Here is a 19,413-nt window from a genome sequence, read left to right as displayed (position 1 = left end):
CGCGGCGCCGTGGCGGTAACCGCCTTGCTTGCCCGGAAGCGGTCGTTCATATAAAGATATCTTTATATCCCGAGAGCGCGAGCCGTCGGGACATGTCGTATTGTGGCGTTACTGGCGCTGGAAAGTCGAGCTATGACCACTGCTCAAACCATTGAGATCGATAGAAATTCCTTGCCGGATGGCGAGGAGGTACGGGCTGCCCTTGCCGCGGCGGCCCGGGAACGCATCCTGATCCTCGATGGCGCCATGGGCACGATGATCCAGCAGTTGAAGCTGGATGAGGCGGCCTATCGCGGCGAGCGCTTCAAGGACTGGCACAAGGACGTGCGGGGCAATAACGACCTGCTCAACCTGACGCAACCGGACCATATCCGGGCGATCCACCTGCAGTATTACCTCGCCGGCGCCGATATCGTCGAGACCAACACGTTCTCCTCGACCGACATCGTGATGGCCGACTACGGCATGCAGGAGCTGGCCTATGAGCTGAACCTCGCCGGCGCCCGGCTGGCGCGCGAAGCGGCGCAACTGGCCTTCGAGAAGGACGGCAAGCGGCGGTTTGTGGCCGGAGCGCTCGGGCCGCTCAACAAGACCGCGTCGATGTCGACGGACGTGAACTCGCCGGGGCACCGGTCGATCACCTTCGACGAGATCGTGAAGGGCTATGCCGAGCAGATCAACGGGCTGATCGATGGCGGCGCCGACGTGCTGCTGTTCGAGACGATCACCGATACGCTCAACACCAAGGCGGGCATCTTCGCGGCGCAGCGCATCTTTGCCGAGCGCGGCTACGAGCTGCCGGTGATGATCTCGGGCACGATCACCGACCTCAGCGGCCGCACGCTGTCGGGCCAGACGCCGACGGCGTTCTGGTACTCAGTGCGGCATGCCAGGCCGTTCACGATCGGGCTCAACTGCGCGCTTGGCGCCAACGCCATGCGCGCCCATATCGCCGAGCTGAGCGACGTGGCCGATACGCTGATCTGCGCCTACCCCAATGCCGGCCTGCCCAACTCGTTCGGCGGCTATGACGAGACGCCGGAATTCATGGCCCGGCAGCTCGAGGGTTTTGCGCGCGACGGGTTCCTGAACATCGTCGGCGGCTGCTGCGGGTCGACGCCGGACCATATCCGCGCGATCAAGGAGGCGGTGGGTAAGTACAAGCCGCGCCAGATCCCCGAGGTGCCGACCTTCCTGCGGCTGTCGGGCCTCGAGCCGTTCACGCTGACCGGCGACATCCCGTTCGTGAACGTGGGCGAGCGCACCAACGTCACCGGGTCGGCCCGGTTTCGCAAGCTGATCACCGCCGGTGACTACACCGCCGCGCTCGACGTGGCGCGCGACCAGGTGCAGAACGGCGCGCAGGTCATCGACATCAACATGGACGAGGGCCTGATCGACTCGGTCAAGGTGATGACCGAGTTCCTGAACCTGCTGGCCGCCGAGCCGGATATCGCTCGCGTGCCGCTGATGATCGACAGCTCCAAGTTCGAGGTGATCGAGGCGGGACTCAAGTGCGTGCAGGGCAAGGCGCTGGTCAACTCGATCTCGATGAAAGAGGGGGTCGAGAAGTTCCTCGAGACGGCACGGCTGGTGCGCAGCTACGGCGCGGCGGTCGTCGTCATGGCTTTCGACGAGCAGGGCCAGGCCGATACGTTCGAGCGCAAGGTCGCGATCTGTTCCAGGGCCTACAAGCTCCTGACCGAAGAGGTCGGCTTCCCGCCCGAGGACATCGTCTTCGACCCCAACATCTTCGCCGTGGCGACGGGCATCGAGGAGCACGCGGGCTATGGCGTCGCCTTCATCGAGGCAACGAAGAAGATCCGCGAGACCCTTCCGCACGCGCATATCTCCGGCGGCGTGAGCAACCTCAGCTTCTCGTTCCGCGGCAACGAGCCGGTGCGCGAGGCGATGCATTCGGTGTTCCTCTACCACGCCATCCAGGCCGGCATGGACATGGGCATCGTCAATGCCGGGCAGCTGGCGGTGTACGACACGCTGGAGCCGGGCCTGCGCGAGGCCTGCGAGGACGTGATCTTCAACCGCCGGCCCGATGCGACGGAGCGGCTGCTGGAGATTGCCGAGCGCTTCAAGGGCCAGGCTGGCGGCGAGCAGAAGGCCAAGGACCTGACCTGGCGAACGAGGCCGGTCGAGGAGCGGATCAGCCACGCGCTGGTCAACGGCATTACCGAGTTCATAGAAGAGGACACCGAAGAGGCGCGACAGAAGGCCGTGCGCCCGCTCGACGTCATCGAAGGGCCGCTGATGGCCGGCATGAGCGTGGTCGGCGACCTGTTCGGCGCCGGCAAGATGTTCCTGCCGCAGGTGGTGAAATCGGCGCGCGTGATGAAGCAGGCGGTGGCGCACCTGCTCCCCTACATGGAGGCGGAGAAGGCGGCCAACGGCGGCGAGGGCGGCTTCAGGGCGGCCGGCAAGATCCTGATGGCCACGGTGAAGGGCGACGTGCATGACATCGGCAAGAACATCGTCGGCGTGGTCCTCTCCTGCAACAACTACGAGATCATCGACCTCGGCGTGATGGTGCCGACGGCCAAGATCCTCGAGACGGCGAGGGCCGAGAAGGTCGACGTGATCGGGCTCTCGGGGCTGATCACGCCCTCGCTCGACGAGATGGTGCATGTCGCCGAGGAGATGGAGCGCGAGGGCTTCACGGTCCCGCTGCTGATCGGCGGGGCAACCACCTCGCGCGTGCACACCGCGGTCAAGATTCACCCGCAGTACCAGGGCGGGCCGACGGTGCACGTGCACGACGCGAGCCGGGCGGTGGGCGTGGTGTCGTCGCTGCTGTCGGACGAGCAGCGGCCCGCCTATGTCGCGGACGTGCGGGCCGAATACGAGCGACTGGCGGTCCGGCATTACCAGGCCGAGGCGGAAAAGAAGCGCACCAGCCTCGAGGCGGCGCGGGCCAACCGCTTCAAGCCGAACTGGGACGGGTATGCCCCCCCAAGGCCCGCCTTCCTGGGCACCCGGGTGTTCGAGAACTACGACCTGGGCGAGATTGCCAAGTATATCGACTGGACGCCGTTCTTCCAGGCGTGGGAGATGAAGGGGCGCTATCCGGCCGTGCTGGAGGACCCCGAGCAGGGCCCGGCAGCCCGGCAGCTGTGGGACGATGCGCAGAAGATGCTGCGCGAGGTCATCCAGAAGAACTGGTTCCGGCCCAAGGCAGTGATCGGCTTCTGGCACGCCAACCAGGTGGGCGACGACATCCGGCTCTACACCGACGCGGACCGGAAGGAGCAGCTCGCCACCTTCTTCACGCTGCGCCAGCAGTTGTCGAAGACCGGCGGCAAGCCGCACATGGCGCTGGCCGACTTCGTCGCGCCCGAGGGCATCGCCGACTATATCGGCGGCTTCGTGGTGACGGCGGGGCTCGAGGAGAACGTCATCGCCGAGCGCTTCGAGCGACGTAACGACGACTATTCCTCGATCCTGATCAAGGCGCTGGCGGACCGCTTCGCCGAAGCCTTCGCCGAGCTGATGCACGAGCGGGTGCGCAAGGAGTTCTGGGGCTACGGCGATACCGAGACGTTCCAGCCGCACGAACTTGCCGGCGAGCCGTACCAGGGCATCCGCCCTGCCCCGGGCTATCCGGCGCAGCCCGACCATACCGAGAAGACGACGCTGTTCCACCTGCTCAACGCCAAGCAGCGGATCGGGGTGGAGCTGACCGAGAGCTACGCCATGTGGCCCGGCTCGTCGGTGTCGGGCATCTACCTCAGCCATCCGGAGAGCTTCTATTTCGGCGTGGCCAAGGTGGAGCGCGACCAGGTCGAGGACTATGCCCGGCGCAAGGGCATGGCGGTGCGCGAGGTCGAGCGCTGGCTCGGGCCGATCCTCAACTACACGCCGAGCGCGGACAGGGGGGAGGCATGATGGCGGCTGGTTCATTTCGCTTGGCGCCCCTCACCCTGTCCCTCTCCCCAGAGGGGAGAGGGAACGCGTGTGGCACGGCCGGTGCGCCGTCATGACCTCCCCTGCCCCCTATGCGCGCCGCGAGCGGTCGGTGCCGGTGACGGTGGTGACCGACAAGGCGGTGCTGGGCCGCTTCGGCGGGCGGGATACGGCGGTGGTCAAGCTCGACGCGCCGCTGCACGCGCATGCGCCGGGGACGGAGTGCGTCGCGTGCGAGTCGCGGGGCAATGTGCGGGTGCTGCTGTTCGAGCTGCAGGAAAAGCTCGGGCGCGGCATGGTGGAGCCGTTCGTGCGGGTGGTGGTGGACGCGACCGAAGTGGCCGATACGGCGGCGGTGGCCGATGCGCTGGTGCCTGGCAAGCTCCCGGCCTTCGGGCTCCGCGATCATGCGGTGGCGCGAAACTTCCACCTCGCCGAAGTGCTCTGACCCGAGGCGCCGGTCGGTTGAATTGGCGGCGGGGACCTGACAGGGTCAGGCATCGGCGGTACTTTGGCCGCCAGTGACGATACGCTTGAGGGGGCGGGTCGGATGCCGGAGCCACACGAAGGATTTGCGACCAATGTCGGCGGCAAGCTGCTGTTCGGCGCCATCATGCTGATCGTGTTCGGCGTGCTGGCACTGGTGCTGATGCCGATCGGGACGCTGATGATGCCGGCGCCGGCGGACCAGCCTTTCCCGGCGCGGCTGGTCGGGGCGATGATGCCCGGGCTGGTGGGGGTAGTGGCCGGCCTGGTGCTGGGCGCCCTCGGCGGGCTGTTGCTGGGCTATGCGGCCAAGCGCGGGAAGTCCGAGTAGGGCAACCCGGCGTCATTCCCGCGACAGCGGGAACCGCTGTGTGTGGTGCTCGCGGCCAAACGGAGATCCCCGCTTTCGCGGGGATGACCCGGTGAGAGGGACGAACCGCTCCAAGAGCGAGCGAGTGCTCAGTGCACGTGGTCGGCGACGCACTGGCTGTGGTCGGCCAGCACCTCGATGATGCGGCAGTCGCAGATGCGGCCGTGGTGGCATTCATCGACCATGCGCGAAAGCTCACCGCGCAGCACGGTGAGGCTGGCGATGCGGCGGTCGATCTCGGCGAGGTGATTGCGCGCGATGCTGTCGGCCTGGTGGCACGACGCCTGCGGCTTTCCGGACATGTCGAGCAGCTCGCGGATGTCATCGACCTCGAAGCCGAGTTCCCGGGCATGGCGAATGAAGTTGAGGCGACGGACTTCGTCCGTGCCGTAGCGGCGCTGGTTGCCCTCGGTGCGCGGGGGCTGATCGATCAGGCCGATCTGCTCGTAGAAGCGGATGGTGGGCACCTTCACGCCGGTCAGGCGGGACAGTTCGCCGATGGGCAGATTCATGCGTTGCGCCTCTTGATCCTCTAGTGGCTAGAGGTCCTAGATGTAGGCGGACTGGATCTGAATGCCAAGGAACAATGCCGTGTCCAATGCTGCCGAGAAGCTGAAATTCCGTGTCGGCGGAATGGATTGCGCCGCCTGCGTGAGCAAGATCGAGGGCGCGGTGCGGCGGTTGCCGAACGTAGCGGAGGTCGGCGTGTCGCTGGCCAACGGTACGTTGACGGTGACGCCGGCGGCGCCGATCGCCTCGGGCACGATCGAGCGCGAAGTGAAGGCGCTGGGCTATTCGATCGCGCCGGCCGGTGCGACGCCCGCAGGAGGGGAACACGCGCACGAACGCGGTGACGACGGGCACGACCACGGTCATGGCGACGGCGAGGCGCACGGCGCAGCGCTCGACGGGCCGTGGTGGAGGACGCGCAAGGCCGGGCTGACATTCGCCTGCGGCGCAGCCCTGGTCGCGGCCTATCTCGTCGGCGTGGCGGTGCCAGCCTTCGCGCAGTGGGCCTTCGTCGTGGCGATGGCGGTCGGGCTCGTGCCGGTGGCGCAGCGGGCCGCCGCAGCGGCGGTGCGCGGCATGCCCTTCACCATCGAGACGCTGATGACCATCGCGGCGCTCGGCGCAGTGTTCATCGGCGCGACGGAGGAGGCGGCGACAGTCGTGCTGCTGTTCCTCGTCGGCGAGCTGCTGGAGGGCGTCGCGGCCGGGCGGGCGCGGGCCAGCATCAAGGGGCTGGCCGCCCTGGTGCCGAAGCTGGCCCTGGTCGAGCGGGACGGAACGCAGGTCGAGGTGCCGGCGGCGGCGTTGCCGGTCGGTGTGACGATCGTGGTGCGACCGGGGGACCGGATCGCGGCAGACGGAGTGATCGTCGACGGCCACTCCGAGGTCAACGAGGCGCCGGTGACGGGCGAGAGCGTGCCCAGGCCCAAAGGGCCCGGCGACAGCGTGTTCGCCGGCACGATCAACGCCGACGCGGTGCTGCGCGTGCGGGTGACCGCCGCGGCGGCTGACAACACGATCGCGCGGGTGATCCGGCTGGTCGAGGAAGCGCAGGAGCGCAAGGCGCCGACCGAGCGCTTCATCGACCGGTTCTCGCGCTACTACACGCCCGGCGTGCTGCTGGTGGGCGCGCTGGTGGCGGTGGTGCCGCCGCTGCTGTTCGGGCAGCCATGGAGCGAATGGATCTACAAGGGGCTGGCGATCCTGCTGATCGGGTGCCCGTGCGCCCTGGTCATCTCGACGCCGGCGGCGATCGCGGCGGGACTGTCGGCCGGGGCGCGGCGCGGGCTGCTGATGAAAGGCGGCGCGGTGCTCGAAGGGTTGCGCTCCATCGATACGGTGGCGCTCGACAAGACCGGCACGCTGACCGAGGGCAAGCCGGTGGTGACCGATATCGTCGCGTTCGGCCGGTCGGAGGCGCAGGTGCTGTCGCTGGCGGCGGCGCTCGAGGCGGGCTCGAGCCACCCGCTCGCCGTGGCCATCCTGGCACGCGCCAAGGCGGACAACGTCCCGGTGCCGCCAGCGGCGGGAGCTAGGGCAATCAACGGCAAGGGCGTCAGCGGGCGCGTGGGCGGCGCGGACGTGCTGCTGCTGTCGACTGCGGCGGCTGAGGGACGGGCAGCGCTGGCGGACGCGCAGCGAAGGCAGATCGGCGCGCTGAACGATGCCGGCAAGACCGTGTCGGTGCTGGTGGTAGATGGCGCGCTGGCCGGGCTGCTGGCGGTCCGCGACGAAGCCCGCGCCGACGCAAGGGCCGGGCTCGACCAGCTCAGGGCCGCGGGTGTCCGCACCGTGATGCTGACGGGCGACAATGCCCGCACCGCCGGGGCGATCGGCGCCGATCTGGGGATCGCGGTGCGGGCCGGCCTGCTGCCCGAGGACAAGCAGCGGATCGTGCGCGAGCTGCAGGCCGAGGGGCGCCGGGTCGCCAAGGTCGGCGACGGCATCAACGACGCCCCTGCCCTCGCGGCGGCCGATGTCGGGATCGCCATGGGCGGCGGCACCGACGTGGCCCTGGAGACCGCCGACGCCGCGATCCTGCATGGCCGCGTCGCCGATATCGGCAACCTGATCGCGCTGTCCCGGGCGACGATGGGCAACATCTGGCAGAACATCACCGTGGCGCTGGGGCTGAAGGCGGTGTTCCTCCTCACGACCATCATCGGCGTGACGGGGCTGTGGCCGGCGATCCTTGCCGACACGGGCGCCACGGTGCTGGTGACGCTCAACGCGATGCGGTTGCTGGGTTGGAAGGGGCGGTAGGGACTACCTGGCCGCCGCGCCGTAGCCCGGTGATGCTGCGTGCCATGTGGAAGCGGACCGGACCGGGATACCCCGGGATCCCAGGCCTTCCGCAACCAAAGGCCGTCCCTGCGAGTTGTGATCTGGAACGCTGGCGACCGTCTGCGGGCGGCGTCGCGTTAATGTGGCCTGACGGCCGCGCCGGCCGGGTTTGTCATCAGTTCCTCCGCCCCAAGCAGCGGAGGCGCCCTGGCCCGCAAGGCGAGGTTCGGTTGAGCATATGGAAAGGAAACAACAATGAAGACTCCCCTGTTGCTCTCTACGCTGGCGCTCCTGGCCGGCCTGATGGCGGTCCCGTCCGCCGCAAGTGCGGCCGAGGCACGGGCGTCGGTCAACGTCCGCTCTGGTCCGGGCACGAGCTACCGCGTCGTCGACCAGCTGTTCCGGGGCGAGGACGTCAATGTCCGCCGCTGCAGCTCGAACGGCTGGTGCTACATCACGCATCCGGGTCCGGATGGCTGGGTCTCGGCCCGCTACCTCGTCTCGAACGGTGTCAACGACGACTACCTCGGTGGTCGCCGCGTTCGGCCGAACATCAGCTTCAGCATCATCATTGGTGGCGGCTTCCCCGGTTTCCCGCACGAGGGTCCGGGCCGTCCTGGCCCCGGTCCTGGTCCCGCACCCCATGAGGAACTGGTGTGCCTGGTGACCTTCTTCCACGCGGAGGACGTGGCGGGCGGCGCCGATGCCAATGTGGAAAGCGCGCGCGTCCTGCCGCGCAGCGAGGCCGAGAGGCTTGACCGGCCCGGCGACCGGCGCGGCATCTTCGACTACGGCACCGACCGGCAGACCATCGATACCTGCAACTACCTCGACAAGCTGAACTAAGGCTTGCGGCGGCCGGGGCTGATCCCCGGCCGCCGCCCGTGCCTCAAGCAGCCGAGCGCCCAAACAACAACGGCTCCCCGAGGGGAGCCGTTTGTGTTGGACTGCAGCGTTCCGGGGAACCCTGGTGCGGTCGAGAAGACTCGAACTTCCACGCCTTGCGGCACAGCGACCTCAACGCTGCGCGTCTACCAATTCCGCCACGACCGCACGCCAGTGGTAGAAGCACCGCCTTACGGCGAAGCGAGGCAGCGTGTAGCAACGCGCGCCGGATGGCGCAAGCGATTAATTCCGCTTTTGCCACAGGCGTCGGAGCGATGTCCGTGATGGGCTCTTAAGGACCGAACGGCGGCGTTTCGGGTGCGGTGGATGGGCCGGGCGCGCGGCAAACAGAGGTCCCCGCTTTCGCGGGGATGACCCGGTGAGCTGCCGCAGCCTTTCGGCAGCTCGGCCCCTCACCCTGCTGCGGCGCGGCCACCCCCTCCCTCAAGGGGAGAAGGGGACGTCACGCCGGGCGGCGGACCTTTTCGGTGAGTTCGACGCTCAGCCGCCCGTCGTCGACCTTCACTTCGCCGCGGGCGATGAGGGTGTTGTTGGCGTAGACGCGGAGCGGGTCGTTCTCGGTGGTGTCGAGTTCGATCACGGCGCCACGGCCCATGCGCAGCAGGTGGTGCACCGGCATGACGGCGGCGCCCAGTTCCACCGTGATATCGACTTCAATAGTGTCTAGAGTGTTCATACATACCACGGACGACCGTCCGGCTGAATCGCCGGACCCACGGAATGAGCATTGGATGGCGTTGCTTACCGAAGCGTTAACGAGTGAGCCAATCTGCGACACCGGCACCAAGCTGATGCGCGCCGATGGGGTGCCGGTGGACTGGACGATCGCCGACGGGCTGACCCCCTACCCCGAGGCACTCGCCGCGATGCGGGCGCGCGCAGCAGCGATTGCGGAGGGCACCGCGGGCGAGCAGGTGTGGCTGGTCGAGCATCCGCCGCTCTACACGGCCGGGACATCCGCCTCGCCGGCGGACCTTCTGGCGCCCAACCGCTTCCCCGTCTACGACGCCGGGCGCGGCGGGCAGTACACCTACCACGGGCCCGGACAGCGCGTGGTCTACTTCATGCTCGACCTGCGCCAGCGCGGGCGCGACGTGCGCTGCCTCGTGCAGGGGCTCGAAGGGCTGATCATCGACACGCTGGCGGCGTTCAACATCAAGGGCGAGCGGCGCGAGGGCAGGATCGGGGTGTGGGTGGCGCGGCCGGACAAGGGGCCTGGGCGCGAGGACAAGATCGCGGCGATCGGGGTGCGTGTGAGCCGGTGGGTGACGTTCCACGGCATCGCGATCAACGTCATGCCGACGCTGAGCCATTTCGACGGCATCGTGCCGTGCGGGATCATCGACCAGGGCGTGACGAGTTTCGAGGATCTGGGGCATTTGGTATCGATGGCGGAAGTGGATTCGGCGCTGCGCGCGGCGTTCGAGCGCCGGTTCGGCGCGACGGCCAGTCCTGCGTCGGAAGCACTTGTAACCGCCGCCTAGGCCAAGCATTTTCTGCTTCGACCGATTCCGTTCTGGGGGGTAAGGCCATGACGCTGGACGATCTCAAGAAAATCTTCCTCTCGCCCACGCTGTTCCGGCTGGAGACGATCCTGTCGCCGCGGCTGGTGCCGGTGCTCTATGCGACCGGGCTGGCGGCGCTGCTGCTGTGGTCGGTGGGACACCTGTTCGCCAGCTTCGGGCGCAATTTCGGGGACGGGCTGTGGGGCATCCTCGAGATCGCGGTGTACGGCGCGCTGTTCCTGCTGTTGCTGCGGGTGCTGTGCGAGGTGCTGCTGGTGTTCTTCAAGGCCAACGAGAGCACGACACGGGCGGTGAGCCTCAGCCGCGTGCCGGCGTCGCTGCTCGACGAAGTGAAGGACGCCATCCACGATATCGCCGAGGACGAGGATCACTACGAGGATGGCGAGGCGACGGACGACGTGCCCCCGAGGCCCGCGCCGCGCCGGACAGCGCGGCGGTCGCCGCCGGCCAAGCCGGATATCTGAAGAAAGGGAAAGGCCGCCTGGGAGCGGCCTTTTTTGTTGGCGCCCCTCCCCCCTGAGGGGAGGGGGTGGGGGTCCATCGGTGATCACCGCGCCACCCCCTCCCTTTGTCCGTCCCCTCAAGGGGAGGGAGCCGAAGGGTCGGTCCTACGGGGAGAGGCCGCCCTGGGGGCGACCCCTTTTGTTGGCCCCCCTCCCCCCTGAAGGGAGGGGTCGGGGGTGGGGGTCCATCGGTGATCACCGCGCCACCCCCTCCCTCGGTCCCTCCCCTCAAGGGGGAGGGAGGCGAAGGATCGGTCCTATCTGGAAAGGCCGCCTGGGAGCGGCCTTTTTTGTTGGCTCCCCTCCCCCCTGAGGGAGGGGTTGGGGGGCCATCGGTGATCACCGCGCCACCCCCTCCCTCTGTCCCTCCCCTCAAGGGGGAGGGAGGCGAACCTACGCGGCAGCCAGACTGCGGCGCGTCTTCAGGGCTTCGTCGAGGCTGAAGGCACCGGGGCCGGCGAAGACGAGATAGAGGAAGACGAAGCAGAAGAGCGCGGCGCCATCGCCGCCATTGGCGGCCGGGATGATGTTGCCCTGCCCCATCATCGGGACGTGCACGAACCAGAAGGCGTACGCCATCTGCCCGGCGAGGACGAAGGCGACCGGGCGGGTGAACACGCCGAGCAGGATGGCGAGGCCGCCGAAGACCTCGAGCACGGCCGCGAGGCCCATCAGCGAGAACAGCTCGAAGCCGCCGCCCATCTGCGAGGCCGGGAAACCGAACATCTTCTGCGTCCCGTGCGCCATGAAGGCAAGCGCGGTGACGACGCGCAGAACGGCGAGCGCCTGCGGCTGATATTTGTTGAGCGTATCTGGAGTCATTCGTGGTTTTCCTGCTGGCGCCTCGAGAGTGGGCGCCGGCAAACTAGAGCCTCAGTCTCAGGATTCGGGTCAACCGATAGCCCGGCGAGCTGACGCGCTCGTGATCGGGCGTGATCAGGGCTGGTGTGCCTGTATCGCAAGGCACCGATGATTGCTTTTTGCGCGCGTTTGGCGCATAGGCACGCGCCAATGACACAAGCTCCAAAGATCGGCCTGGTCAGCCTCGGCTGCCCCAAGGCTCTCGTCGACTCCGAACGCATCATGACGACCCTCCGGTCGCAGGGCTATGCCTTCTCGCGCGACTATGAAGGCGCGGACATCGTGCTGGTGAACACCTGCGGCTTCCTCGACAGCGCCAAGAAGGAGAGCCTCGAGGCGATCGGCGAGGCGGTTGGCGCCAATGGCCGCGTCATCGTCACCGGGTGCCTGGGCGTCGAGGAGGAGATGATCCGCCAGACGCATCCGAGCGTGCTCGCCGTCACCGGGCCGCACCAGTACGAGGACGTGGTCAATGCGGTGAACACGCACCTGCCGCCGGTGCCGAACAAGTTCGTCGACCTCGTGCCGGAGGCCGGGCTGAAGCTGACGCCGCGGCACTACGCCTACATGAAGATTTCCGAGGGCTGCAACAACCGCTGCACCTTCTGCATCATCCCGCAAATCCGTGGCGACCTGGTGTCCCGTCCGATCGCCTCGGTGCTGTACGAGGCGGAACGGCTGGTGGCGACCGGGGTCAAGGAGATCATGGTGATCTCGCAGGATACCTCGGCCTATGGCCTCGACATCAAGTATGCCTCGAGCAAGTTCCGCGGCCGTGACATCGAAGCACGGTTCCAGACGTTGGCCGAGGAACTGGGGCAGATGGACGTGTGGACCCGGCTCCACTACGTCTACCCCTACCCGCATGTCGACAGCGTCATTCCGCTGATGGCCGAGGGCAAGATCCTGCCCTATCTCGACATTCCGTTCCAGCACGCCGCGCCGCAGGTGCTGAAGGCGATGCGCCGTCCGGCCAACCAGGTGAAGACGCTCGACCGGATCAAGGCCTGGCGCGGCATGGCGCCGGACCTCGCCATCCGCTCCAACTTCATCGTCGGCTTCCCGGGCGAGACCGAGGAGGATTTCGAGTTCCTGCTCGACTGGCTCGAGGAAGCGGAGATCGACCGGATCGGCTGCTTCGAGTACGAGCCGGTGACCGGCGCCCCCGCCAACGACATCGAGGGTATCGTCCCCGATGAGCTGAAGCGGGAACGCTACGAGCGGCTGATGGAAGTGGCGCAGGACATTTCGGCGCACGTTCTGTCGAAGAAGGTCGGCCGGACCATCGACGTGCTCGTCGACGACGTGCAGCCCGAGATGGGTCGCGCGGTCGGGCGCAGCCAGTGGGACGCGCCGGAGATCGACGGCTCGGTGATCATCCACGAAGCCGACGGCATCAAGCCGGGCGACATGGTGTCGGTGACGGTGACGGATTCCGACGAATACGACCTGTTCGGCGTGCCGGCCGCGAAAGTCGCGGCGGCGTAGCAGCGCGGAAGCGCTGGCGAGCTCAGCTGTTCCCGTTCTTCCACGGAGTCGTTCCCGCGAAAGCGGGAATGTCTGTTCGCGGTGCGTGGGACAAACCGAGATCCCCGCTTTCGCGGGGATGACCCGGTGGATGGCGGCAGCGACAGTTACCCGCGAACGATCTCCAGCACCTTCACTGCGGCATCAAACTCCATGCGGCGCTTTTCGCGGCGCTCGGTGGCCTCGTGAACTTCGCCCCAGAGGCGGATGTTGTGGTCCTCGTCGACATGGGCGGCAGTCCATACCGCTTCGGCATCGAGGAGCCTTTCGCGCAGCGCGATGGCGAGGAGGCCCGAGCCGGTGAGGCCGGTGAGGGAGTTGAGCGTCACCGCCTCGAACAGCGTGGTGTCGGACAGCGAAGCGGCGAGACGCTCCAGGGTCGGCGCCGGTTGCGGCTGGTGCAGGATACCGATGGTCGGCTGGAAGGCGACCTCGAAATGGCGGGCCAGCGTAACGAGGGCGGCGTCCCAGACGCGCTCCTGCTCGGCGACCAGTTCGCGCGGGTGATCGGCGCGGTAGAGCAGCAGGTCATTGCCGGCATACTTGACGATCTCGGCGCGCAGGGCCTCGTGACGCTCCTCGCCCGCCTCGATGGCGGAGTTGACGAGGCGGACGACCGGCATGGTCCTGGGGTCGATGAACTCGCCTTGCACCGCCCATTCCTCGGCCATCACTTCGGCCAGCGCCTGGTGCGGGACGACGACCGGCTTCTGGGCGGGGGTGCGCGGGGTCTTGCCGTCGAGGGTGACGGCGAAGCCGCCGGCGGCGGAGCCGACGCCGACGGCCTTGTAGAAGCGTTTGGGCAGCTCAACCTTGTTCAGGTGCTGGGCCCGGCCGTAGCCGTCGTCGCGATGGCTTTCCGCATCTTCGAGGAACTCGCGCATCATGCCTCCAGCAACTGGTCGATCGCCCCGTCGAGGTCGTCGAAGCGCTCGATGACGAGGTGGGCACCGGCGTCGGTGAGTTCGGCGATCTCGTGGTAGCCCCAGGCGACGCCGAGCGCTTTCACGCCGGCGGAGCGCGCCATCTTCATGTCGTGCACGGTGTCGCCGATCATCACGGTGGCCTCGCGGCCGATGCCTGCCTTCTCCATGGCGGTTTCGATCATCTGCGGATCGGGCTTGCCGCGATTGTGGTCGGGGGTCTGGATGGATTGGAAGCGATCGATGATGGCGTGCCGCTCGAGCAGGGTGACGGCGCCGCGATAGCCCTTGCCGGTCGCGACGGCGAGCACGGTCTCGGGCTGCGCCTGCAGGCGGTCGAGGGCAGCGAGGGCGCCGGCAAAAAGCGGCTCGCGCGAGACGCCGGCGCGCGCCTGGTAGTGGCTGCGGTAGGACTGCAGGATGGTCTCCACCCGCTCGGCGTCGCTGCCTGGGGCGAGGATGCCCATGGCCTCGCGGGCGGTGATGCCGGAGATGGCGCGAATCTGCTGTTCGGTCGGAACCGTCTGTCCGACGGCGGTGAAGGCTTCGGTGACCGTTTCGACGATCAGGGCGACCGAGTCGATGAGGGTGCCATCGAGGTCAAAGACGACGAGCCGCATGGGGTACTCCTTGAGGCCCGTTCAGAACCACAATCGGTCGGGCATGTCACGCAATCACGCGTCCTCGGGGTCGGTGTCCTGGACGTCGTAACGATCGGCGTCGAAGCCGAGCACGTCGAAGGTGGCCTGCATGTGCGGCGGGAGCGGGGCAGAGACGTCCAGGTACTGGCCGTTGCGGAGCGGCAGCCGGATGCGCCGGGCGTGCAGGTGCAGGCCCTTCGAGATCTCCTCCGGCGCTTCCCAGTTCTCGATGTTGAAGTAGCGCGGGTCGCCCATGATCGGGTTGCCGAGCTGGGCCATGTGGACGCGCAGCTGGTGGGTGCGGCCGGTGACCGGTTTGAGCGTGACCCAGGCGAAGCGGCGGGCGGCCGTGTCGGTGGTGGAGTAGTAGCTCATCGAATGCTGGGCGCCGGGCGTGCCCTGCGGGACGACCACCATCTGTTCGCCGTCGGTGGTCGCCTGCTTGGCGAGGAAGCAGGAGATCGAGCCCTGCTTGGGGTGCGGATTGCCCCACACCACGGCCCAGTAGATCTTGCGCGCCTGACGGGAGGAAAAGACCGTGCCGAAGTGCGTCGCGGCGGCCTTGGTCTTGGCGACGACGAGGCAGCCCGAAGTGTCGCGGTCGAGCCGGTGGACGAGGCGCGGGGCCTCGCCCTTCTTGTTCGGCAGGCTCTTGAGCAACCCATCCATATGGCGCTTCGTGCCGCTACCGCCCTGCGACGCGAGGCCGTGGGGCTTGTTGAACACGTACAGGTCGTCGTCCTCGTAGAGGATGATGGAGCGCAGGAACTCCGCGTCCTTGGAATTGACGGCGCCCTCGGGCTTTTCGGGCGCTGCCTCGATCGGCGGGACGCGCACAACCTGGCCGGCGACGAGGCGGGTGCTGGTCTTCACGCGGCCGGAATCGACGCGCACCTGGCCGGAGCGCAGCAGCTTCTGCAGGTGGCCGAAGGTCAGATGCGGGAAATGCGTCTGGAACCAGCGGTCGAGCCGCATGCCGTCCTCGTCGCGGGCGACGACCTGCTGGCGCACGCCGCTCATAGCGCCACCCGCACGGCAAGCAGGCCCATCCACAGGCCGGCGATGGCGAGGAGTACCGAGCCGACGACATAGACACCGGCAAGCAGGATGTCGCCGCGCTCGATCAGGGTGATGGCGTCCAGCGAGAAGCTCGAGAAGGTGGTGAAGCCGCCGAAAATGCCGACCGCGACGAACAGCCGGATCTCGTTCTGATACTGCGGCGTGGTCCTGGCGAGGACGCCGACGAGCACGCCCATGGCGACGGAGCCGACGATGTTGATGAGGAAGGTCGAGACGGGAAAGCCGTTCGGCAGGCTGCCGATGGCGACCTGTGCACCGTAACGGAACATCGCGCCGAGCGCGCCGCCTATGCCGACGAGGAGATATGGGATCATGGGGGGTTCAATAGACAAGTGCACGCGCCAATGCCAGTGTCGTCACGGGGGCTGTCATGCATATCGAATGGGACGACGAGAAGCGTCAGCGCAACCTTCAAAGACATGGGTGGGATTTTGTCGCCATCAAGCGGTTCGAGTGGAGAAGCGCTGTTCTGCGTCCGTCCTATTCCAGTGAGCACGGTCATCGCCGATTTCCTGCAATCGGCGTTCTTGATGCCGATCTCGTCGCGGCAGTATTCTCCGGACTCGGTGCGGAGGCACTGTCTTTGACTAGCCTGCGGCGGGCCAGTCGCGCGGAAAGGCGGGAATATGCAGAAGCACAAGAGGGTTCCTGAGCTCACGGACGAGGAGGAGGCCCGGATTCAACGCGGCATTGCCGAAGACCCGGACAACCCTGAATGGACGGCGGAGGATTTCCGCAATGCCAAGCCTTTCCCCCAGGTGTTCCCGGAGCTGGCAAAGAGCATTCGAGAGAGGGGAATCACAGTCGTCGGCGACCCGAAGGTCACCGACGTTGTCGTGCTCGATCCCGATGTAGCCAAGAAGCTGCAGAGCGAGGGCAAGGATTGGCGGGAACGCGCGAATGCCATCCTTCGAAAGGCGGTAGGCCTTTAGCTACTCGCGCTCATCTTCCTTCCTCTGTTCCCGCCGGCTTGCCCAGAAATCCAGCCGCTTGATCACTTCGCGTTCGAAGCCGCGTTCGTTCGGCTTGTAGAATTCGGGACGGTGGGCGGCGAGTTCGTCGGGGAAGAATTCCTGGCCGGAGAAGGCATCGGGCCAGTCGTGATCGTAGCGGTAGCCCTTGTTGTAGCCGAGTTCCTTCATCAGCTTCGTGGGCGCGTTGAGGATGTGCATGGGCGGGGCGAGCGAGCCGGTCTGCATGGCGAGTTGCTTGGCGGCGGCGAAGCCGACATGGGCGGCGTTGGACTTCGGCGCCGTCGCGACGTAGGCGATGGCCTGGGCCATGAAAAGCTCGCCCTCGGGCAGGCCGGTGCGATCGAAGGCGGTCCAGGCGGTGATCACCTGCACCATGGCCTGCGGGTCGGCCATGCCGACGTCTTCCGAGGCGGCGCAGGCGAGACGGCGGAAGATGGTGTCGGGATGCTCGCCGCCGACCAGCATGCGCTGGGCCCAGTACATCGCCGCCTGCACGTCCGAGCCGCGCAGCGATTTATGGAAGCAGCTGAGGAGGTTGTAGTGCTCCTCCTGGCCCTTGTCGTAGACCGGAGCGCGCTTCTGCACGGTCTCGGCGAGGCCGGCGACATCGAGCTGCGTGCCTTCGGGGAGCGCGAACAGCTCCTCGCAGAGGCCGATGAGGTAGCGGCCATCGCCGTCGGCCATGTCGAGCATGGCGTCGCGCGCCTCGTCGGTCACCGGCAGCTTCTTGCCGACGAACTCCTCGGCGCGCTGGGCAAGGATGGTGAGGTCGGGCTTTTCGAAGCGGCGCAGGGTGTAGACCTTGGCGCGCGACAGCAGCGCGGCGACCATCGAGAAGCTGGGGTTTTCGGTAGTGGCGCCGATGAGGATGACCGTGCCGTCCTCGACATGCGGCAGCAGCGCGTCTTGCACGTTGCGGTTGAAGCGGTGGAGTTCGTCGACGAACATCACCGTCTGGCGTCCGGCCCCGAGCCGCAGCGCCTTGGCGTCGGCGATCACCTTGCGCAGGTCGGCGACGCCCGAGAGGACGGCCGAGAGCTGCACGAAATCGAGGCCTACTTCCTTGGCGACGAGGCGGGCAATCGTTGTCTTGCCGACGCCGGGCGGGCCCCACAGGATGAACGACGAGACGCGGCCGGCGGCGACCATGCGGCCGATCGGGCCGTTGGGGCCAAGCAGGTGATCCTGCCCGATGACGTCGGCGAGGCGCTGCGGCCGCAACGCCTCGGCGAGCGGGCGCGGCGCGGCATCATCGAACAGGGATTGCATTCAGCCACTGACCTCGGCGCGGATGGTGCGACCGCCCCGCTGTAGCACGACGCTCCAGCTGCGCGGACGATCATTGGCGAGTTTGCCAAAGGTTTCGGCGTCCGCGGTGTTCTGGCCGTTCAGGGAGAGGATGAGATCCCCTGCCCGCAATCCCATGTCGTCGGCGGGCGAGCCGGCCTCGACCTTGCGCACCACGACGGCGCGGGCGTCGTAGGGCAGGCCGAGTTCCTGAGCGACGGCGGCGGTGACCGTTTCAACCGTGGTCCCGGAGAAGCGGGTGTTACCCGAGACGGTGACGGGCTTGCCGCCGTCGGGCGGGGCCACGAGGGTGACTACCTTGTCCTGGGTCTTGCCGCCGCGGAAGAACTTGATGTCGGCGGTGGCGCCGACCGGCTTGGTGGCGAGGCGGAAATCGAAGGCGCTCGGCTGCTCGATGGCAAAGCCGTCGACCGACAGGATGACGTCGCCGTCCTGGAAGCCGTCCTGCTGGGCCGGACCGCCGGGAGCGAGCTCGCTGATCAGGGCGCCGCGGGCCTGGCCAAGGCCGAGGCTGTCGGCAAGATCGGCAGTGACCGCCTGCATGCGGGCGCCGAACCATGGGCGGACCAGCGCCCCACCGGCGATGCCGGTTTCGGCAACGAGCTTGGCCATGTTGGCGGGAATGGCGAAGCCGATGCCGACCGAGCCGCCGGAACGCGAGACGATGGCGGTGTTGATGCCGACGAGGTGGCCGCTCAGATCGACGAGCGCACCACCGGAATTGCCCGGATTGATGGCCGCGTCGGTCTGGATGAAGAACTCGTAGTTGTCGCTCTCGACGCCGGTGCGGGCCAGCGCGGAGACGATCCCGGAGGTGACGGTCTGACCCACGCCGAACGGGTTGCCGATGGCAAGGACGAGGTCGCCGACCTCGAGCTGGTCGGAATCGGCGAAGCTGAGCGCCGGGAAGCTGGCGCCCTTGGGGTCCTTGACGCGGAGCACGGCGAGATCGGTCTTGGGATCGTCGAGGACGAGGTCGACGGCGTATTCCTGCCCGTCATTGGTAGCGACGCGGATGTCGGTGGCGCCATCGATGACGTGGTGGTTGGTGAGGATGACGCCGGCCCCGTCGACAATGACGCCCGAGCCCAGCGACTGCGACTTCTGCGGGCGGCTCTGCATGAACGGGCCGCCGTTGCCGAAGAACTGCTGGAAGAACGGATCGTTGAGGAAGGGCGAACTGGCACCCTGGCTGATGGTGGTGGCATAGACGTTGACCACGGAGGGCGTGACCGCCTTCACCACGGGGGCGAAGCTCATCTGCATCTCCGTGCGCGAGGGCGGAGGTGCCTTGGTGGGGGCGGTTTCAGCCGGAGCGGGTGCGGTGACCGTTGCCTGCGCCGTCTGGACGGGCGCGGTCACGGTCGCCACCGCTGCGCTGGCGGGTACCCCGGTCGGGGGGCGACTCGAAAGCTCGGCGTAGCCGATCACCGCTGCCGCCCCGACGACGGCGCCCGCGAGCGCCATGAACCAACCCTTGCTGGACATTGTGATTTCCCGCGCTGAGTTTACTGTTGGACAGATCGACAAACGCCCTGAATCCGGCGCCTTTTTGGCCCCAGCATTACCGTTTGGCAATCGACCAAATATGACGTTGCGA

General features: G+C 67.4%; 19 protein-coding genes and 1 tRNA gene. 10 read left to right on the top strand and 10 right to left on the bottom strand.

What is annotated here, in order from left to right; translation table 11 throughout:
• The first annotated feature begins 132 nt into the window (after positions 1–132).
• From metH to J0I99_RS01975, 3 genes are all read left to right on the top strand, one after another.
• A complete protein-coding gene (gene metH, locus J0I99_RS01985) occupies positions 133–3,897 on the top strand; it encodes a methionine synthase (protein WP_291395509.1) in 3,765 nt (1,254 codons plus the stop codon).
• Between the two features lie 91 nt (positions 3,898–3,988).
• Positions 3,989–4,363: a hypothetical protein gene (locus J0I99_RS01980; RefSeq protein WP_291395507.1), complete on the top strand. Its 375-nt coding sequence runs from the start codon at positions 3,989–3,991 to the stop codon at positions 4,361–4,363.
• Positions 4,364–4,465: 102 nt separating this feature from the next.
• Positions 4,466–4,732 (top strand): hypothetical protein, encoded by a 267-nt coding sequence (locus tag J0I99_RS01975; protein WP_291394282.1) that lies wholly within the window; start codon positions 4,466–4,468, stop codon positions 4,730–4,732.
• A 128-nt stretch (positions 4,733–4,860) separates the two neighbouring features.
• On the opposite strand, the gene J0I99_RS01970 is transcribed toward J0I99_RS01975, so the two are convergent.
• Entirely contained in the window at positions 4,861–5,283 is a 423-nt protein-coding gene (locus J0I99_RS01970; RefSeq protein WP_291394283.1) for a helix-turn-helix domain-containing protein, read from the bottom strand.
• A 79-nt stretch (positions 5,284–5,362) separates the two neighbouring features.
• Here J0I99_RS01970 and J0I99_RS01965 point away from each other — a divergent pair, with 79 nt between their 5' ends.
• Positions 5,363–7,543 carry a heavy metal translocating P-type ATPase gene (locus J0I99_RS01965; RefSeq protein WP_291395505.1) on the top strand — a complete coding sequence of 727 codons (2,181 nt, stop codon included), beginning with the start codon at positions 5,363–5,365 and terminating at the stop codon, positions 7,541–7,543.
• Positions 7,544–7,819: 276 nt separating this feature from the next.
• The gene (locus J0I99_RS01960; protein ID WP_291394285.1) at positions 7,820–8,410 is read left to right on the top strand and encodes an SH3 domain-containing protein; all 591 of its coding nucleotides are present in this window, start codon (positions 7,820–7,822) and stop codon (positions 8,408–8,410) included.
• Between the two features lie 122 nt (positions 8,411–8,532).
• Here J0I99_RS01960 and J0I99_RS01955 read toward each other — a convergent pair.
• Positions 8,533–8,617 (bottom strand) — tRNA-Leu (locus tag J0I99_RS01955).
• A gap of 295 nt (positions 8,618–8,912) precedes the next feature.
• The gene (locus tag J0I99_RS01950; protein ID WP_291394286.1) at positions 8,913–9,146 is read right to left on the bottom strand and encodes a FliM/FliN family flagellar motor switch protein; all 234 of its coding nucleotides are present in this window, start codon (positions 9,144–9,146) and stop codon (positions 8,913–8,915) included.
• Between the two features lie 115 nt (positions 9,147–9,261).
• Between J0I99_RS01950 and lipB the strand changes: the two genes are divergently transcribed.
• Positions 9,262–9,954 (top strand): lipoyl(octanoyl) transferase LipB, encoded by a 693-nt coding sequence (gene lipB / locus J0I99_RS01945; RefSeq protein WP_291395797.1) that lies wholly within the window; start codon positions 9,262–9,264, stop codon positions 9,952–9,954.
• Positions 9,955–10,001: 47 nt separating this feature from the next.
• The gene (locus tag J0I99_RS01940) at positions 10,002–10,460 is read left to right on the top strand and encodes a DUF4282 domain-containing protein (RefSeq protein WP_291395503.1); all 459 of its coding nucleotides are present in this window, start codon (positions 10,002–10,004) and stop codon (positions 10,458–10,460) included.
• A 432-nt stretch (positions 10,461–10,892) separates the two neighbouring features.
• Here J0I99_RS01940 and J0I99_RS01935 read toward each other — a convergent pair whose 3' ends face one another.
• Positions 10,893–11,321, bottom strand: a complete 429-nt coding sequence (locus J0I99_RS01935; protein ID WP_291395501.1) for a DoxX family protein — start codon at positions 11,319–11,321, stop codon at positions 10,893–10,895.
• 189 nt (positions 11,322–11,510) lie between these two features.
• Between J0I99_RS01935 and rimO the strand changes: the two genes are divergently transcribed.
• Positions 11,511–12,848 carry a 30S ribosomal protein S12 methylthiotransferase RimO gene (gene rimO / locus J0I99_RS01930; protein WP_291395498.1) on the top strand — a complete coding sequence of 446 codons (1,338 nt, stop codon included), beginning with the start codon at positions 11,511–11,513 and terminating at the stop codon, positions 12,846–12,848.
• Positions 12,849–12,994: 146 nt separating this feature from the next.
• Here the strand turns inward: rimO and J0I99_RS01925 are convergent, their stop codons facing one another.
• Genes J0I99_RS01925 through crcB form a run of 4 tightly spaced genes read right to left on the bottom strand, consistent with a single transcriptional unit; the run spans position 12,995 to position 15,842 of the window.
• Positions 12,995–13,771, bottom strand: a complete 777-nt coding sequence (locus J0I99_RS01925; protein ID WP_291395496.1) for an ATP12 family chaperone protein — start codon at positions 13,769–13,771, stop codon at positions 12,995–12,997.
• Positions 13,771–14,430, bottom strand: coding sequence for an HAD family hydrolase (locus J0I99_RS01920; RefSeq protein WP_291390367.1), 660 nt, complete (start codon positions 14,428–14,430; stop codon positions 13,771–13,773). The genes J0I99_RS01925 and J0I99_RS01920 overlap by 1 nt, the downstream gene beginning before the upstream one ends.
• A 54-nt stretch (positions 14,431–14,484) precedes the next feature.
• A complete protein-coding gene (locus J0I99_RS01915; protein ID WP_291395494.1) occupies positions 14,485–15,471 on the bottom strand; it encodes an RluA family pseudouridine synthase in 987 nt (328 codons plus the stop codon).
• Complete coding sequence (gene crcB, locus J0I99_RS01910) at positions 15,468–15,842, bottom strand: fluoride efflux transporter CrcB (protein WP_291395795.1); 375 nt, start codon at positions 15,840–15,842, stop codon at positions 15,468–15,470. The genes J0I99_RS01915 and crcB overlap by 4 nt, the downstream gene beginning before the upstream one ends.
• A 59-nt stretch (positions 15,843–15,901) precedes the next feature.
• Between crcB and J0I99_RS01905 the strand changes: the two genes are divergently transcribed.
• Together J0I99_RS01905 and J0I99_RS01900 are read left to right on the top strand one after the other, a co-directional pair.
• Positions 15,902–16,183, top strand: a complete 282-nt coding sequence (locus J0I99_RS01905) for a BrnT family toxin (protein WP_291390369.1) — start codon at positions 15,902–15,904, stop codon at positions 16,181–16,183.
• The gene (locus tag J0I99_RS01900; protein ID WP_291390371.1) at positions 16,158–16,463 is read left to right on the top strand and encodes a BrnA antitoxin family protein; all 306 of its coding nucleotides are present in this window, start codon (positions 16,158–16,160) and stop codon (positions 16,461–16,463) included. Before J0I99_RS01905 ends, J0I99_RS01900 begins: the two co-directional genes overlap by 26 nt.
• Here the strand turns inward: J0I99_RS01900 and J0I99_RS01895 are convergent, their stop codons facing one another.
• Positions 16,464–17,774 carry a replication-associated recombination protein A gene (locus J0I99_RS01895; protein WP_291395492.1) on the bottom strand — a complete coding sequence of 437 codons (1,311 nt, stop codon included), beginning with the start codon at positions 17,772–17,774 and terminating at the stop codon, positions 16,464–16,466.
• Positions 17,775–19,301 carry a DegQ family serine endoprotease gene (locus J0I99_RS01890; protein ID WP_291395491.1) on the bottom strand — a complete coding sequence of 509 codons (1,527 nt, stop codon included), beginning with the start codon at positions 19,299–19,301 and terminating at the stop codon, positions 17,775–17,777.
• Positions 19,302–19,413 lie beyond the last annotated feature (112 nt).

Origin of the sequence: Devosia sp., from assembly GCF_017307495.1 — a bacterium.
Taxonomy (GTDB): domain Bacteria; phylum Pseudomonadota; class Alphaproteobacteria; order Rhizobiales; family Devosiaceae; genus Devosia_A.
The sequence above is the reverse complement of the archived record's forward strand: the minus strand, read 5'-3'. Positions and strand labels throughout refer to the sequence as shown.